The sequence below is a fragment of the Fusobacterium sp. FSA-380-WT-3A genome (genome assembly GCF_012843705.1).
Taxonomy (GTDB): Bacteria; Fusobacteriota; Fusobacteriia; order Fusobacteriales; family Fusobacteriaceae; genus Fusobacterium_B.
Window position 1 is genome coordinate 192,873 of record NZ_JABAFQ010000001.1, and the last position, 15,029, is coordinate 207,901.

The following is a 15,029-nucleotide window of genomic DNA, read 5'->3' on the forward strand; positions in this document are numbered from 1 at the left end:
GGTAAATATGGGTAAGAAAAAACTTACAGAAAAGGAATTAAAATTTAATGAGGAAATTAAGAAAATTGTTTTAGATATTTTAGAAAAAAATAAAAAATCTATGATTAAAATAGAAGTGTCTGATGATAAACCTAATTTATTCCAAAGTAAATTTGGGGGACTTCCATACTTACCTAAAGATAAGGAAGTCCCAAAAGATAAAGAAAATAGACAATTTACATTACTTGCTCAAATAAATGTAGAGGAATTACCAGAAAATAATATTTATCCAATGAAAGAGGGAATGTTACAATTTTGGGTATTAAATGATGATTGTATTGGACTTGATTTTGATAACCCTTTAGGAAATGGATATAAGGTAGTGTATTATAAAGAAATAGATAAAAATGTAACAGAGGAAGAAATTTTAGGAAAATATAAACCATATGAAGATGAAGATAGTTATTTCCCAATAGAAAGTGAATTTTCTTTAAAATTTGAATTAAAAGATGGTTATTGTACAGATTCAGATGATAGATTTTCAGAATTTTTTATAGAAGAGATAAAAAAATTTGAAAAAGAAAAAGGAGAAGAGTATAAAGAGATTTTTGAAAAATATAGAAAAAATAACTTAGGTTATAATATTTGTTATGATTTTTATGAAATTTTAGAAGAAGATAAAAACCTAAATGATAAATTATTTGGAGCTGGACATAAAATAGGAGGTTATCCTGATTATACTCAAAATGATATTAGAGATAAAGAGTATGAAGTTTTACTTCTTCAAATAGATAGTGAAGGTACTGATGAGCATGAAATTATGTGGGGAGATTGTGGAATAGCTAATTTCTTTATAAGAGAAAAAGATTTAAAAGAACTTAATTTTGATGAGGTAATATATAATTGGGATTGTTGTTAAAGAAGATTGATATAATTCAATAAATTAGAGGGAGTTTTTATGATAAAAAATCCAGTTAAAATAACAGGTTCTTTGCAAGAAAAAGTAAAAAAATTACTAGAGTGTGCTGGTTGGTATGAGGGAAGAAGTGTTGATATTTCTATAGTGGAAAAACATTATCAGAAATATGGATTAGAAATGATGAAAACTACTAAGAGATTTTATAAAAAATATTTTGGATTATGTAGTGAATGGTATTTTACAGATAGAAATATAAAAAGAAAAAATTATTTTGAATTTGGACTTTTTCCCTATCTTCAAAATGGTATAAAGGATAATTTAGAAGAAGCAGTTTTTAGGGATATGATAACTAGAGGAAAAGAAGAGATAGAAAAAATAGCTGGACAAAATTGCCAACCTCTTGGAGTTATAGGATATATTTATCCAGCAGAAGTATGGATTTCAGAATATGGAAAACTATATGCACAATATGAATATAGAGATAATATTCTTTGTTTTGATAATATTTATTTTTTGATTGAAGAAGATTTAAAAAAAATAGATATAGAATATGTAACTATGAGGACTTTAGAAATTTTAGATAAATAAAGTTAAAATTAAATTTTTGAAAAAATATAATAGATTAGGAGGAATGTCATATGTTAAAAGTAGAAGATATTTTAAGAGAAGATTTTGATTGGGAAAACATAGAAATTGATGAAGATGAATTTGATGAGTTAGAAAACGAATTGATTATAGACTACTTAAAGAAAAACTCTCCAGAGACAAGACAACTTTTAGCAATAGATTGGAACTTTGATAATTCTAAAGAAGTTATTAAATGGATAGCAGAACAACCTGATACTGACAAAGGAACAGCTCTATTTTTATATTGGTATATGAACCCTCAAGATTTTAAACAATATGAAAATAGAGAGGATTGTAAAAAGAAAGATTCTTGGCTTTTGGAAGATTATGATATTATTGAAACTCTTGAGAAAAATTATATTTCAGGATTTTATAAAAATCAAAAATATGCTTTTGACCCTAAGAGTGACCCATATAATTCTGGATATGATTGGACAGGAGAAGTTGATGAAGATGAGATGAAAGCTAAGATACCTGAAGAGATGTATATAGCTTTAGAGGGAGAAGTTTTAGAAAGTCCAGGTTGGGGAGAGGGAATACCTGATGAAATTATACCTATTTTGGACAAACTTTATGAAGCTTTAGATGAAGATTAGGAGGTTTTATGAGTATAAGTTTTTTTATAAAAAATTTGAAGGATAAAGAAAGTATAACTATAGAAAAAGTTTTGGAAATAGGAGAAAATATTTCACAATATACTTTAGATGAAGCTGATGAAAATATAGAAAAATTTTTAGATGAAAAATTAGAAAGTTTTGAATGTATTCTTCTTGGAGAAGAAGGAAAAAGTGCTAGAGGTTTTGAGATTTCATATAATAATAAAAATAAATATTATGGAATAAGGGTTTTTACCCCTTGTAGTATTGGAGATTGGGAAGTAGTATTTGATTTTGTTGAAAAGTTAGGAAAATTTTTAGAAAATAACAAAATAGTGAATGAGCATGGAGAAGAATATACTTTAGAAACTATTAGAGATTATCCATATATTGAAGATATAGAGTATGGAATACAAAGTATAGAAGATAATCTTAAAGAAAAAGGAAGTGAAATTTCAAAAATTTATGGAATATATAGACCTATTTCTTTTAATAATGAGTTATTAGAAAGTATAAAAAATTCTGAAAAACCCATAGAAACTTTTAGTAAAATTATAACAGAAATTCAATATATAGATGCTTTCTCTGCTAATCAACGATTTTATAAAAATAATAATGAAGAGATATTTGGAGCTTATACTTTAACTGAAAGTGTAAGAATAATATTACCTTTTAAACCAAGTGTTGAATATGAGAACTTTGATATAGTAAAAAATGAAGATGTAAAATTTTGGAGATTAATTTTTGTAATTATAAATGGAAATCCAGATGATGAAAATTCTTATGAAATGCTTGGTGATGTAGATTATACTAAGTTTATTGAAAGTTTACCTAAGGATAAGTACTCATTTATAGATGGAGAATATATTTTAGTAGAGCCATTAGAAAAAAACGAGATAGAGAAACTTTATAAATTATTAGGAGAATAAAATGGTAAATATTGATGGAAATCTTGAATATATAAAAAAAGTGAAAGCTAGTGAAATAGATTGGACAAAACTTTTTGGAGCTTATAACTGTGGTAAAAAGATAGGAGAAGATATAAAAAATAATAATCTTCTTAATTTAGAAGTTTTGAAAAATATAGAAAGTAATATAGAACATCAATCAACTTTTTGGACTTTAACTCCTTTTGTAATGATTTTTTTAACTCGTCAATTAGAAAAAGGATATGGGGATAAAAAGGAAGAATATTACCATATATTAAAAATCTATAAATTAATAGCAGAAACTATAAAAGATATAAAAAAAGAATTTTTTATTGAAGAGTCTATTGAGAATTTAGAAGTTTATCCAGATATGAAAAATATTCTTAATATAGATTTAAAATTGGAAGATTTTGATGATGAAGAAGAATATATAGAAGCTCATTTTGAAGAAGAAGGCTTAGAAAAAGAATGCAATAGTGCCTTTTATTATACTAATTTTGTAGTAGAAAATAGTAAAGATATTATAGAAAAACTTTTATCAAATGATGATGAAAATATTAGAACTTTTGCAAAAGAAATCTTAGAAAATTTATAGGAGGTATTTAATTATGACAAAAAAATTAAATTCTGATTTTATATATTTAAAAGATATGTATAATGATGATTACTACCCAAGATTTTTAGTAGATAAAGTAAAAGATTGTATAGTAGAAGTAGTTGAATTTTTAGAAAAAGAAGAGTATGAAGATTTAGAAGAAGTTCAAGAGAAACTTGATGAAATGACAGAAAAAATTAATGATTTACAAGAAGAGTTTGATGAAAACGATAGTGAGATAGAAACAGTAGCAAGAGATAGTATAGGAGTAACAGTAGGGAAAATACTTGAATATTTTGACATAGACATAGATATAGAAGAAGCTATAAGAGAAAGAGATTGGTAATAAATATAAAAATATATAATGAGAAGGATTAAAAATGATTTTATTAGTGGTAGATACTCAAAAATTATTAGTAAATAAAAACTTATATAACTTTGAAAGTTTTATAGAAAATATAAAAAAATTGATAAATATAGCAAGAGAAAATAAAAAAGAAATTGTCTATATAATACATGATGATGGAGCAGATAGTGAACTTACTCAAGGAAAAATAGGTTTTGAAATTTATGAAGAATTTAAATCTAAAGACAAGGAAAAAATTTTTATAAAAACTGTGAATAGTGCATTTAAAGATACAGGGTTAAAAGAATATTTAAAGGATAAAAATGAAAAAGAAATAATAGTGGTAGGACTTCAAACTGATAAATGTATTGATGCTACAATTAAAAGTGGGTTTGAGAATAATTTTAAAATATATTTTACTAAAGAAACTAATTCAACAGTGGACAACGAGTATTTATCTGGAGAAAAAACAGTTAAATATTATAATAATTTTATTTGGAATAATAGATATGGAAAATTAATTTCTATGGAAGAAGCTATAAATAAATTAAAAAGTTAATTAATCTTATAAAATTCTTAAGTTGAATAAAGAGAAAAATATCCAAATTAAAAAGAGGTGATGCTTATGACATTGATTGTTCTTTAATTTAAAATAAGGAACAGCTTTGTCATGGGCATTTTTTTATAGGAGGGATTATGGAAAATGTAAAATTTTTTCCTGATTATAAAGATGTTTTTATAGATGAAAAATTAAAATATTATTTTAAGCCTATTTGTACAATAGGAGATTATCATTTTTTAACAATTGATGGAATCTTTTGCATAAAGTCCTATAAATTTTCTGAAAATTATTATTTTGGGTTTAAATTAAAAAATGGTAAGTATGAGTTTTTAGGAAATATAGATTGTTTTGGAAAAAATGATGTGGAAAGACTTTATGAAATTTTAGAAAGAGATTTTGAAGAAAATAAAAAATATTATCTTGATAAAAAAATAAAAATAGCAAATTATGTAGAAAATATTTTAAATAAAATAGAGGGAATAATTTTTGAAGAAGAGCAAGATTTAGAATATTATATTGAAAGTTTTTATTGTTACAATATGGCAAAATATTATTATGAGTTAAAAGAAAAAGTTGTATCTGTCAAAGCTCTTACAGAAAATTATGGAATAACTCCTGAAGATGAATTGCTTATAGATAAAGAAGAGCTAAAAAATTGTTTGGGAGATTTTTTTGTTAATATTGAAGATGAATTGGAATTGACACCAGCACCTACTGAGGATATGTGTGTAATGGGAATAGAGATTATACCATTTACAATGTGGGGAGAAATAATAGGACTTTTATATGATGAAAAAGAAGATATTATATATTTAAGAGAACAACATTCATAAGGAGGATTCTATGAGTTATGATTTAATGGCATTTGAGATTTCAAAAGCACCAAAGGATAGAGAAGAATTTTTAAAATGGTATGATGAGCAGACAGAGTGGGGAGAAGAACATGATTATGATGATATAAATGTTTCATCAGAAAAACTTCAAGCTTTTTACAAAGAGATGATAAAAACTTTTCCTCCTATGGATGGGGAAGATAGCCCAAATGATGAAGAAATGGAAAATAATCCAGAATTAGAAGATTATTTAACAGATTATTGTATAGGTTATGATGTGATATACCTTGCATTTCCATGGAGTAAAGATGAAGAAGCATATAATTTAATGAAAAAACTTTGTGAAAAATATCAAGTGGGATTTTTTGATGTAAGTGGAGATGGAGAGATTTTTTATTGGGATAAAGGAGAAGAAAATATGCAAGAAGTTGTAAATAATAATTGGCAAGAGATGTATGAAAGAAATAAAGAAAAATTAAGATGCAAGGTTGATTTAGAAAGTTATTTTAATGAAAAGAAAATTGGAGAAATGGAAGTTGATATTTTAGATATTGGAGAGGTAAACTTACCTACTGGAGAAATTTTAGCTTGTGACCCATTGGTAGATTTAATGGACGCAAGAACATTTATTCAAAAAGTTCCTGTTGGAAAATATCCTATAAAAATATCAGTAGTTCTAAGTAAAGATTATGGAGATAGATATGCTTGTGTAAAAGTGGAATTCAATAAAAATAAACCAATAGTTTATGAATTAGCTATGACAGGAGTTGAAGAAAATTTAGATGAGGCTAAAGAAGATGAGTTTTATGGTTTTGGTGTAGATGCTGGAATGGGTTGTGTTGTAGATAAAAAAACTCAAGAGGAATATATAAAATATTGGGAAAAACTTGAAGAAGAGGAAGAAGCAGATAATCCATTTGATGATATATTTGATGATTTATTGATAGAAAATGCTAAGAAATATCCTAAATATCAAAGAGAGTATGGAGATTGGGTAAATTGGACAATTCCTAATACAGAGTTAAATATTCCAATTTTTGCATCAGGTTGGGGAGATGGATATTATCCATGTTATTTTGGATATGATGAAAATGGAGAAATTTGTGGATTTTATATCCATTTTATAGATATTGAAAAAGAATATTCTGAAGAAGAGGAAGAGTAAAATGAAATATAAAATAATTCAAGATGATGTGTTTAATCATAAAGATTGTTATTATGCTCATTGCATAAGTAGAGATTATGCACTTGGAGCTGGAATAGCTGTTGAATTTAATAGAAGATATAATATGAAAAAAATTCTAATAGAACTTTCTAAAGAAAAACCAGAAACTTTAAAAGAAAAATGTATTGAAGTAGATAATGTATTTAATTTAATAACTAAAGATAGATATTGGCAAATACCTAGTTATAAATCTTTAGAAGAATCATTAATAGAAATGAGAGAAAAAATATCTGAAAACAAAAATATAAAAAGATTGGTTATGCCTAAAATAGGTTGTGGACTTGATAGATTATCATGGGATAAAGTTGAACCTATGATAAAAGATATTTTTAAAGATTTAGATATTGAAATAGTGGTGTGTTATTTATAAATCAAGGAGGAGTTATGAATAAAGAATTTGAAGAAAAAATAAAACCATTTTTTTGGGTAGAACATGATAATTCATATTCAGTTTGTTTAACAGTAGGGGAATATTTACAAGAAGTATTTGATACTCGTGAAGAAGAGGGATTTGAAGGAAATGGATATGATTGGGCTAGTTTAGCAAAAGTATTTTTAGATGAAAAATGTCCAGAGTTACAAGAGAAGGTTGATTTTGACCCAGAGGGAAGTATGTTTGTAGCATATTCAGAAGATAAAGATTCTTTAATTGAATTTATTTGTAAATTTAAAGAAAGTTGTGAAAATAGAGAGGAGATTTTAGATTTATTTAGTAGAGCAGAATTAGATTAGAAATTTTAAATATGCTTTAAGGAGTTAATATGAAGTGTAGAGGAGCTAATTTAAGAAAAAAAATAGTAGAAAATTATGAAGTTATTCCAGTATTGCATACAGTTTTGTTAAATGGACAAAAAAAATATAGTGATGCAGAAGCTATTATAAAAAATGAATATTATATTTTTAAAGTTATTGACAAAAATAACAATGAAGTTAAAATAATTCAGTGTGGAATGGGAGCAGCAAGAGATTTTTTAAAATATTTAAATCATCCAGGACTTCCTATATTCAATCCGATAAAAAGTGAAAATATAGATCTTAAACAAAAGAGCAATAAAAAAATAATAAATAACAGTAGTGATGAGTGGAATTCAACAGCAAAACAGCTTTATAATGCAATAATGTGGATTATTATTTTATGGAATTCTAAACCTGAAACAGTAATATTTAAATTTAAAGATGATATTATAAAATATAGAAAATACAAACCTTTTGATTTTATTATTTTAAGAGTAAATAATCTTTTAAAAAAAGATAGAAGTGGAAAAACTTTAACAGAAAAGATAAATAGTTTGAAAGCTAAAAATAAAATAAAAAAAGATATTTGTGATTTTTCTTTATTGAATAAAGAAATAGAACGAATTAAAAATGAAACAGGAAAAGAAATAAAATCTTATTTTTAATAAAAAAGGAGGTAGTACTATGATTGAGAAATTATGTGAAAGAAAAGCTGGTTATTTAGGATTTTGGGCAGGAAATTTTAAAGATGTAGAAGATTTCTATAAATATATTCAATCATTTTACTGTATTTTTGAAGGAGAAGAAGACGAATATAATCCTGAATATAATTTTTTAGAAAAAGATTTTAATAAAGAGTTAGAAAAAATCTTTTCTGTAGAAAGAGAGTGGAAAGAAAAATTTGAAGAGATGTTTGAAGAATACTTTAATAGATTTGAATATGATTTTGGAGTAACTTTTGATGAGGATTTTCAAGTGTGTGGAAGTAGTGAAGAGCCAACAGATGAATTAGAAGTTTTATTTAAAGATTGGGAGGAGTTAATTGAGCCTATAAAAAAATTCTTAGGAAAAGATAAATTTGATAAAAAATATAATTGTTTCTTTGGAATACCCTCTTGTAAATATAGTGGAGTTATTCCAAAAATCTCTAATGAATGGGGAGAGCTTGAGTTTTTAGGAAATGTAGAAGAAAATACTTTTTCAAATGATATAGCAGAAGAGTATAATTGTTAAAAGGAAAGTGATACTATGGTAGAAATGAGTGAATTAGCAAAGGAATTTGTGGAGTTTTTTGACTGTGAATATGAATATTTTCCTAAAAATACCTATGAAGAAATATTGGAAAAGTTTGAAAAATATGTAGAGGAGGGAAAAGAAAAAGGATATTTCCCTGTTATTGTAACAGTAGATGAGACACTTTTAGAAAGTTTTTCTTTTAATATATCAGATGATGAAGAATTTAATATAGAAGATGTAAGAGAATATAGGAAAAGATATATTTCTTCTATTTATTCAGAGGGTGGAGAAAATATATTGAGTGATTTAATAAATAGAAGAAAAGATGAAGCTGAAGATGACGAAATGGATTGGGAAGAGGAAATATTAGGAGAGTTTGAAGATAGTGGAGAGGATAAACTTAACTCTCCAATAGGATTTTTAGATTATAGAACAGAAAAACCTGTTGAATTATTTATAGTAAAAGTTCCTGTAAAAAATCCTTGGGAGATTTTTGCTTGGTTACCAATGGGAAATTGGAATGAGTGTCCTACTACATCAGAACATATGGCAGTATCAAGATATTGGTTTGAAAAATATAGAGCTATACCAATTAGTATGACTCATGATGTATTGGAATATAGAGTGGAAAAAGTTATAAAAACAGAAAAAGAAGCTATGGAAGTGGCAGAAGAGATGTATGGATATTGTCCTGATGTAGACCAAAGTTATGACACTCTTGGATTATTAGCTGGTAGTTTAGTAGATTCTAGTGTTTGGTATTTCTGGTGGGATTAGAGGTGGTTAATATGCTAGATAAAAAAGAATTAGAACCTTTAAAAAGAAATGCAATAGTAATAAATTATGATGAAGAAAATAATGAAAAAGTCCCTAAAGGAAGTTCAAAAATTGGGGGAAAACCTGATTTACCAAAAGATTTTCAATGGTATTACTACAATGGAGAAGATTATAAAAAAAGAGTTGCAAATAGACCACTTTCATTTTTAATGCAAATTAATTGTGAAGAGGTACATAAATATGATAAAGAAAGTCTTTTGCCAGAAAAGGGAATACTATATTTCTTCTATGAGTTGCTGACTATGACTTGGGGATTTTCTCCTAATGATAGGGGAAGTGCAAGAGTTTTCTATTATGATGGAGAGATAGAAGATTTAGTGTCTACTGATTTTCCAGAGGATATGGAAAAAGATTGTATAATTCCTGAAGCTAAAATAGATTTTGAAAGTATGAATGATTATCCTATTGACTTTTTAGATTACTATGATGATGAAGATAGTGATGAGGAAATGGAAAGAAAAGAGAAAGAGTTTGAAAAAGATTTAGATGAGTTAGGATATAAAACTGATACCACAAAACTTTTAGGACACCCAGAACTTATCCAAGGAGAGTATTTTGAAGAGTGTGAGGGAGTTGCTAGGAAAAATCTTTATTATGGCTCTGCACCTATAAAATATGGAGATTTAAAAGATGAGATAATAGAAAATGCTAAGGATTGGATATTACTTATGCAAATGAGTGAGTTTGAATTTGAAGATTATGGATTGTATTTTGGAGATAGTGGAAAGATATATTTTAATATTAGAAAAGAGGATTTAAAAAATAGAAACTTTGATAATGTATGGCTAATTCTTCAATGTTACTAGGAAAAGGAGGTTTTTATGAAAAGAGCCTTTGAATTTATTGATGAAAAATCTCAAAAATTTTGGTGGATAGAAACATCAGAAAATAAATTTGTAGTCAACTATGGAAAGATAGATACCATAGGAAAATATGAGATTAAAGAGTGGGATAGTGTAGAAGAATGTGAAAAACAAGCTACAAAACTTATTAACTCTAAAATAAGAAAAGGTTATGAAGAGATTAAAAGTTTTGATTTTGAAAATCACTACTATTTTGATGATATAGAATATGATATTGATTTTCTTACTTCACACCCTAATTTTAGAGAACATTTTACTGATGAACAACTTTATTGTAACTGTGGAGATGAGGAAACACCTTTTGGAAGTGATACAGGAAATGATGTACTTCATATAATAGAGGAGAAAATAAGAAAAAATAAAAATTTTAATTTTACAGATTTTCCAAAATATTTAATAGAAAAAGAATGGGGAATAGAGTATTTTGAACCTATATCTATAATTAATGAGAAAGCTTTTGCAGAGGAATTAAAAATAAAAGATAAAGGATTGAGTAGAGAAGCCATAATTAATGAAAGTGATGAAGTAGTAATAGCTACAGCTTTTGCACAGATAAAAATTACAGGTAAGATAGATGAAGAGTTAAAAGAAAAGGCTTTATTATCTTTAAAAAGAATGGAATTAATAGCTAAAATATGTGGTTATGGAGAATCTGAAATTAATAAACAGCTTTATAGTGATTTAGAGAGTTTTACAAATAGAGAAAATATAAAAGTTCCTACATATCTAAGAAATAATATTAAAGATTATGAAGAAAAAACTTTTAGTACCATGACAGTTGTTTCATCATCTGGAAATGATTTATTAGAATTATGGTATTGTGGAGAATTATTTGAAGTAAAAGGAGAAAAAGTAAAATATATAGGAAATATAGATAACATTCCAATTAAAATAGTAGCAATAGATAGGGATACTAAAGAAGAGATAATAATTTTTGATGAAGGTTATCATGGATATAATAGTATGTTTTGTGATGAATATAGTGAAGAACAGTTAGAAAATCGTTCTTTGAAAAAATATGATATTTCTCCTTCAAAACTAATATTAGAACTTGGATATAGCATTGATTATGAAGATGAAAAAGAAGAATTTATAAATGAAGATAACAAAACAGTAACTCTTATTAATGGGGATATAATCTCTTGGGAAGATGTGAAAGTAAATGGATATGATTTTTTAAGGCTTTCCTATATTAATGATAATGGAGAGAAGATTTCTATTGCTGAATATGAATTAGCTTAAATTAAGGAGATTAATTGAGGTTAATTTTGATTACAATAACCACTATTATTTTGATGATATGGATTATGATATTGATTTTCTTACTTCTTTATAATGGAAAAATGGAGGGAATACAATGAAGTTTAATGAAGCAATACAAATACTTGGAAATAAGTTACAAGAAAAGTATGGATATTTAGGATTTAAATATAAAAAATCCGATAAAACACTTATTAGACATAGTAAAAATTTTACATATATGATTGCATTTTCCTCATTTAGTGGGAACACAAAAGATAGTATAAGCATAGAGGTTTGCTATATAATAAACTCCCGTCCATATGACCCTTATGATTATGCCAAACTAGACATCAACACACAACCATTATTTTACAGTTTAAGAAACAATGAAATATATCTTGATATAGGAAATGAAGAAAAAATTGACAATACCTTTGAGATTGTTTGTTACTGGACAGATAAATTACTGATTCCCAAAATGAATGAACTTTGTGCTAATGAATAAAATAAGTGGACTATAACTGTAGAGTAGAAATAAATACTGTTCTTGAAAATGAAATTAATAAACAACTTTATAGTGATTTAGAAAGTTTAAAAAATTAAGGAGATTAACTATGGAATATATAAAAAATTTTTTAAAAAATGAAGATAGAGAGAGTTTTGATGAATTGTGGGAAAATTCTACAAAACTTGTTTGGATAGATTGGAGAGAAGAAGATGACAGTATAATTAATTATGTGGAGAAAATTATTCAAACTGGAAAACTTATTGGAAAATATGAAAATGCTGATAATAAAATGGGCTTTAATATAATTATAGAATGGAATGGAAAAGAGTATAAAATATCTTATCCTAATGAGGAGGGTTCCGATAGAGATACTACTATAAAGACTTTAAATAAGATAATACAACCAGAGTATGAGATAAGATTATTTATGGAAAGTTTAGGAAGTGATACTTTAGCTTTTGTTCCTTTTGCTAAAGAAGAATGGGAAGAATTAGAAAAAAATTTTGGAGAGGAAAAAGTAAATTATTATTTCTCTAAAATAAATGATGATAGTAAAATGTTTGATTTGGATATGGACAAACTTTTTGAAATCTTAGATAAGAGAAAAGAGATAAAAAATTTTTTTGATTAGAGGTGTAATATGGAAGTTACAGAAGATTTATGGTGGAAAACCTTTGAGAAATATGGAGAAAAATTTGCAGAGGCAAAACCTAATTATGATAATTTAGATGAAAAAACACAGGAAATAGGGGTATTATTCCAATATGAATTAGATATTTATAATGGAGGATTTCTTCAAGCATTTTGTAATTGGGGTTATAATTCTTATTTGTTAGAAATAAAAGCTCTTGAAAAAATAGGGGCTAATAATTCTAAAAGAATTTTAGAAGAGTGTTATTCTGTTATAGTTAAACTTGAAAATGATGATAGATTAAAAGAATTATGGGATATACCTAAATATTTAACTGTAGAAGATGAGGAAAAATTAAATTCTCTTGATGAAGAATATTGGGAAGATGAAGATAATATAATGGAAAAAATGTATAATTTTTATATTAAATAGAGGTGTAATATGGAAAAATTAAGAGTAGATGATTTTGAAATAGAGGAAAATGATTGGGGATATTATTTTACTTCTTGTATTGATTTTTTAGGACAAAAATCAGAAGTACTTTTAAACTATGATACAGAAGAAGAAGTTTCTGAAAGCGAATTAAAAAATATTTTAAATAAATCTTTAGAAAAAATAAATACTATTCTTGAAAAAGCTGAAAAAAATAAAGCACAACTTATGGAACTTTTAAAGGGAGGAGATTATATAAATCTTGCAACAAAATGGGTAAAATGGGAAGAAGGAGGAATAAAAGACGACAAAGAAGAAAATTGTTATCTTATAAATGGTACTAAAGTTTATACTCCAATAACTGAAGAAGATTTTGAAAAAAGTATGAATTTTACAGAAATTGCAACTGATATTTATTTAGATGGAGAAATAGAACTTTTGTCAGTATCTCTTACTTTTGAGCCTGATTATTTTGTAGGACATTGTATAGAATGCTATATAGAAGAAGATGGAAGTTTTTCAATTAATGGTTTAGCTGGATAAGGAGGTAATTATGGGGGCTTGGGGTATAAAAGCATTAGAAAGTGATGAGGGATTAGATGTTGTTGATGTTTTAAGAGAATACCTTGAAGGATTTAAAAATAAGAAAGTGATTACTTTAAAAGGAATAATAAATTTAATGATTGAAGAAGGAATGTTAGGAGAAACTTTTGAAGATATAGAATTTCTTTATGATAATACAGCAATAGCTATATCAGAACTTTATTTTGATTTTAAAGAGAATGGAAAATTAGATTATGACGACGAAGAGGAAGGTGAAACTACTTTTTCTAAATTAGAAAAATTTTCTAGTGATAAAAAATCTTTAAAATACCTTATTGATTATTTAACTAATATTTATAATAAAGTTCCAGATGAAGATGGAGAAAGAGAAATAGTAGATTTGTGGTATGATAATGGACAAAATCCAAGTTATGAAGAATGGTATAATCATCTAGGCTCTTTAATTGAAAAATTAAAAGTTGAATATAAAAGATAGGAGATGTTTAGCTCATCAAATTTTAAAATATACTGGTTGTCATACATAAATAATAGAGAAAAAATAGTAAATATATAAGTGAACTAAAAACCTAAAGTGAGGGAAAAATATTTAATGGATAAAAAAAGTAAAAAAATTCTGATGAACTATATGAATGATACAAAAAGAAATCTATTATCATATGAAGAAATTGCATATGCAAAGGAACAGGGAGCTATTTTAGAGGATTTGCCTATTTCATCTGAAGAAGCTATATCTATTTTAACACAAAGTCTTAAGTATATTTCTCTTAATGATGTTGCTAATGCTTTTTTATATAGTTTATCTACTCGTGATATGGAGTATAGATATATTTTAGCGTCATATGTATATGCTGTAAGCTGGTTGAAGTTTGACAGAGGGAGAACAGACAAAGTTCCATCTCAACTGAATAGAACATTTTATAATTGGGTTAAGTACCAAGGTGGTGGGATTTGGGGTGGAATAGGAAAACCAATTTTTTATCTTAATGAATTTACTCATATGGATAAAAAAATCCCTACAAATATTGACAAGGATATTTTAGAGAAAATAATATCAATATCATCTACAATGAACGACCAAGCTACAGGTATTATGTTATGTAAAAAAATTCAGGAAAGTAAACTATTACCTTGTAATAAAAGTGAGATTATTGGAATCCTTGAAACACTTGCTATTTGTGGAATTTTAGAAACACCAGAGCATAAAGGATATATAGATTCTTTTACTCCACCATTAATGAGAGATACTGGTAATTTAAAACAAAGTCTATCCTATCCACTCAACTGGTGGCATGGAGAAAATAAAGTAAATTATGATAACTGCTACAAAATTTTTAATATTGATTTTTCTTATTTATCAGAAAAGTAACAAA

At 26.1% G+C, this 15,029-nt stretch carries 22 protein-coding genes; all 22 read left to right on the forward strand.

What is annotated here, in order from left to right; genetic code table 11:
* The first annotated feature begins 7 nt into the window (after window positions 1-7).
* The 22 genes from HF862_RS00885 (at window position 8) to HF862_RS01000 (ending at window position 15,025) form a co-directional block, all read left to right on the forward strand.
* Window positions 8-898, forward strand: a complete 891-nt coding sequence (locus HF862_RS00885; RefSeq protein ID WP_170186037.1) for a YwqG family protein — start codon at window positions 8-10, stop codon at window positions 896-898.
* A gap of 39 nt (window positions 899-937) precedes the next feature.
* A complete protein-coding gene (locus HF862_RS00890; RefSeq protein WP_170186038.1) occupies window positions 938-1,486 on the forward strand; it encodes an SUKH-3 domain-containing protein in 549 nt (182 codons plus the stop codon).
* Window positions 1,487-1,536: 50 nt separating this feature from the next.
* Window positions 1,537-2,121, forward strand: a complete 585-nt coding sequence (locus HF862_RS00895) for a DUF4274 domain-containing protein (protein ID WP_170186039.1) — start codon at window positions 1,537-1,539, stop codon at window positions 2,119-2,121.
* A gap of 8 nt (window positions 2,122-2,129) precedes the next feature.
* Window positions 2,130-3,050 carry a DUF4299 family protein gene (locus HF862_RS00900; RefSeq protein ID WP_170186040.1) on the forward strand — a complete coding sequence of 307 codons (921 nt, stop codon included), beginning with the start codon at window positions 2,130-2,132 and terminating at the stop codon, window positions 3,048-3,050.
* A 1-nt stretch (window position 3,051) separates the two neighbouring features.
* Window positions 3,052-3,645, forward strand: a complete 594-nt coding sequence (locus HF862_RS00905; RefSeq protein ID WP_170186041.1) for a hypothetical protein — start codon at window positions 3,052-3,054, stop codon at window positions 3,643-3,645.
* A 13-nt stretch (window positions 3,646-3,658) separates the two neighbouring features.
* Window positions 3,659-3,991 carry a DUF5713 family protein gene (locus HF862_RS00910; protein ID WP_170186042.1) on the forward strand — a complete coding sequence of 111 codons (333 nt, stop codon included), beginning with the start codon at window positions 3,659-3,661 and terminating at the stop codon, window positions 3,989-3,991.
* A gap of 34 nt (window positions 3,992-4,025) precedes the next feature.
* Complete coding sequence (locus tag HF862_RS00915) at window positions 4,026-4,550, forward strand: cysteine hydrolase family protein (protein WP_170186043.1); 525 nt, start codon at window positions 4,026-4,028, stop codon at window positions 4,548-4,550.
* A gap of 137 nt (window positions 4,551-4,687) precedes the next feature.
* Window positions 4,688-5,386: a hypothetical protein gene (locus HF862_RS00920; protein WP_170186044.1), complete on the forward strand. Its 699-nt coding sequence runs from the start codon at window positions 4,688-4,690 to the stop codon at window positions 5,384-5,386.
* Window positions 5,387-5,396: 10 nt separating this feature from the next.
* On the forward strand, window positions 5,397-6,551 hold the full coding sequence (locus HF862_RS09965) for a DUF4241 domain-containing protein (protein WP_240934734.1): 1,155 nt from the start codon (window positions 5,397-5,399) through the stop codon (window positions 6,549-6,551).
* Between the two features lies 1 nt (window position 6,552).
* The gene (locus HF862_RS00935) at window positions 6,553-6,981 is read left to right on the forward strand and encodes a macro domain-containing protein (protein WP_170186045.1); all 429 of its coding nucleotides are present in this window, start codon (window positions 6,553-6,555) and stop codon (window positions 6,979-6,981) included.
* A gap of 14 nt (window positions 6,982-6,995) precedes the next feature.
* Window positions 6,996-7,343 carry an immunity 51 family protein gene (locus tag HF862_RS00940; RefSeq protein ID WP_170186046.1) on the forward strand — a complete coding sequence of 116 codons (348 nt, stop codon included), beginning with the start codon at window positions 6,996-6,998 and terminating at the stop codon, window positions 7,341-7,343.
* A gap of 29 nt (window positions 7,344-7,372) precedes the next feature.
* A complete protein-coding gene (locus HF862_RS00945; RefSeq protein ID WP_206038965.1) occupies window positions 7,373-8,011 on the forward strand; it encodes a hypothetical protein in 639 nt (212 codons plus the stop codon).
* A gap of 19 nt (window positions 8,012-8,030) precedes the next feature.
* Window positions 8,031-8,579: a hypothetical protein gene (locus tag HF862_RS00950; RefSeq protein ID WP_170186047.1), complete on the forward strand. Its 549-nt coding sequence runs from the start codon at window positions 8,031-8,033 to the stop codon at window positions 8,577-8,579.
* A gap of 15 nt (window positions 8,580-8,594) precedes the next feature.
* A complete protein-coding gene (locus HF862_RS00955; protein ID WP_170186048.1) occupies window positions 8,595-9,359 on the forward strand; it encodes a DUF4253 domain-containing protein in 765 nt (254 codons plus the stop codon).
* Window positions 9,360-9,370: 11 nt separating this feature from the next.
* Complete coding sequence (locus HF862_RS00960) at window positions 9,371-10,225, forward strand: YwqG family protein (protein WP_170186049.1); 855 nt, start codon at window positions 9,371-9,373, stop codon at window positions 10,223-10,225.
* 15 nt (window positions 10,226-10,240) lie between these two features.
* Window positions 10,241-11,524 carry a WGR domain-containing protein gene (locus tag HF862_RS09935; RefSeq protein ID WP_206038967.1) on the forward strand — a complete coding sequence of 428 codons (1,284 nt, stop codon included), beginning with the start codon at window positions 10,241-10,243 and terminating at the stop codon, window positions 11,522-11,524.
* A 115-nt stretch (window positions 11,525-11,639) separates the two neighbouring features.
* A complete protein-coding gene (locus HF862_RS00975; RefSeq protein ID WP_170186050.1) occupies window positions 11,640-12,029 on the forward strand; it encodes a hypothetical protein in 390 nt (129 codons plus the stop codon).
* Between the two features lie 109 nt (window positions 12,030-12,138).
* The gene (locus HF862_RS00980) at window positions 12,139-12,663 is read left to right on the forward strand and encodes a hypothetical protein (RefSeq protein WP_170186051.1); all 525 of its coding nucleotides are present in this window, start codon (window positions 12,139-12,141) and stop codon (window positions 12,661-12,663) included.
* A 9-nt stretch (window positions 12,664-12,672) separates the two neighbouring features.
* A complete protein-coding gene (locus HF862_RS00985) occupies window positions 12,673-13,095 on the forward strand; it encodes a DUF4375 domain-containing protein (RefSeq protein ID WP_170186052.1) in 423 nt (140 codons plus the stop codon).
* Window positions 13,096-13,104: 9 nt separating this feature from the next.
* On the forward strand, window positions 13,105-13,638 hold the full coding sequence (locus HF862_RS00990; protein ID WP_170186053.1) for a DUF2262 domain-containing protein: 534 nt from the start codon (window positions 13,105-13,107) through the stop codon (window positions 13,636-13,638).
* A gap of 10 nt (window positions 13,639-13,648) precedes the next feature.
* On the forward strand, window positions 13,649-14,134 hold the full coding sequence (locus HF862_RS00995) for a DUF4259 domain-containing protein (protein ID WP_170186054.1): 486 nt from the start codon (window positions 13,649-13,651) through the stop codon (window positions 14,132-14,134).
* Between the two features lie 114 nt (window positions 14,135-14,248).
* A complete protein-coding gene (locus HF862_RS01000) occupies window positions 14,249-15,025 on the forward strand; it encodes a hypothetical protein (protein WP_170186055.1) in 777 nt (258 codons plus the stop codon).
* Window positions 15,026-15,029: the final 4 nt, after the last annotated feature.

Bases quoted from the DNA above. Each gene is read 5' to 3' on its own strand.
- HF862_RS09935 (WP_206038967.1), top strand. From the start codon at position 10,241: ATGAAAAGAGCCTTTGAATTTATTGATGAAAAATCTCAAAAATTTTGG.
- HF862_RS00995 (WP_170186054.1), top strand. From the start codon at position 13,649: ATGGGGGCTTGGGGTATAAAAGCATTAGAAAGTGATGAGGGATTAGAT.
- HF862_RS00955 (WP_170186048.1), top strand. From the start codon at position 8,595: ATGGTAGAAATGAGTGAATTAGCAAAGGAATTTGTGGAGTTTTTTGAC.
- HF862_RS00990 (WP_170186053.1), top strand. From the start codon at position 13,105: ATGGAAAAATTAAGAGTAGATGATTTTGAAATAGAGGAAAATGATTGG.
- HF862_RS00975 (WP_170186050.1), top strand. From the start codon at position 11,640: ATGAAGTTTAATGAAGCAATACAAATACTTGGAAATAAGTTACAAGAA.
- HF862_RS00960 (WP_170186049.1), top strand. From the start codon at position 9,371: ATGCTAGATAAAAAAGAATTAGAACCTTTAAAAAGAAATGCAATAGTA.
- HF862_RS00985 (WP_170186052.1), top strand. From the start codon at position 12,673: ATGGAAGTTACAGAAGATTTATGGTGGAAAACCTTTGAGAAATATGGA.
- HF862_RS00895 (WP_170186039.1), top strand. From the start codon at position 1,537: ATGTTAAAAGTAGAAGATATTTTAAGAGAAGATTTTGATTGGGAAAAC.
- HF862_RS00890 (WP_170186038.1), top strand. From the start codon at position 938: ATGATAAAAAATCCAGTTAAAATAACAGGTTCTTTGCAAGAAAAAGTA.
- HF862_RS00980 (WP_170186051.1), top strand. From the start codon at position 12,139: ATGGAATATATAAAAAATTTTTTAAAAAATGAAGATAGAGAGAGTTTT.
- HF862_RS00910 (WP_170186042.1), top strand. From the start codon at position 3,659: ATGACAAAAAAATTAAATTCTGATTTTATATATTTAAAAGATATGTAT.
- HF862_RS00950 (WP_170186047.1), top strand. From the start codon at position 8,031: ATGATTGAGAAATTATGTGAAAGAAAAGCTGGTTATTTAGGATTTTGG.
- HF862_RS00915 (WP_170186043.1), top strand. From the start codon at position 4,026: ATGATTTTATTAGTGGTAGATACTCAAAAATTATTAGTAAATAAAAAC.
- HF862_RS00900 (WP_170186040.1), top strand. From the start codon at position 2,130: ATGAGTATAAGTTTTTTTATAAAAAATTTGAAGGATAAAGAAAGTATA.
- HF862_RS00935 (WP_170186045.1), top strand. From the start codon at position 6,553: ATGAAATATAAAATAATTCAAGATGATGTGTTTAATCATAAAGATTGT.
- HF862_RS01000 (WP_170186055.1), top strand. From the start codon at position 14,249: ATGGATAAAAAAAGTAAAAAAATTCTGATGAACTATATGAATGATACA.
- HF862_RS00905 (WP_170186041.1), top strand. From the start codon at position 3,052: ATGGTAAATATTGATGGAAATCTTGAATATATAAAAAAAGTGAAAGCT.
- HF862_RS09965 (WP_240934734.1), top strand. From the start codon at position 5,397: ATGAGTTATGATTTAATGGCATTTGAGATTTCAAAAGCACCAAAGGAT.
- HF862_RS00885 (WP_170186037.1), top strand. From the start codon at position 8: ATGGGTAAGAAAAAACTTACAGAAAAGGAATTAAAATTTAATGAGGAA.
- HF862_RS00945 (WP_206038965.1), top strand. From the start codon at position 7,373: ATGAAGTGTAGAGGAGCTAATTTAAGAAAAAAAATAGTAGAAAATTAT.
- HF862_RS00920 (WP_170186044.1), top strand. From the start codon at position 4,688: ATGGAAAATGTAAAATTTTTTCCTGATTATAAAGATGTTTTTATAGAT.
- HF862_RS00940 (WP_170186046.1), top strand. From the start codon at position 6,996: ATGAATAAAGAATTTGAAGAAAAAATAAAACCATTTTTTTGGGTAGAA.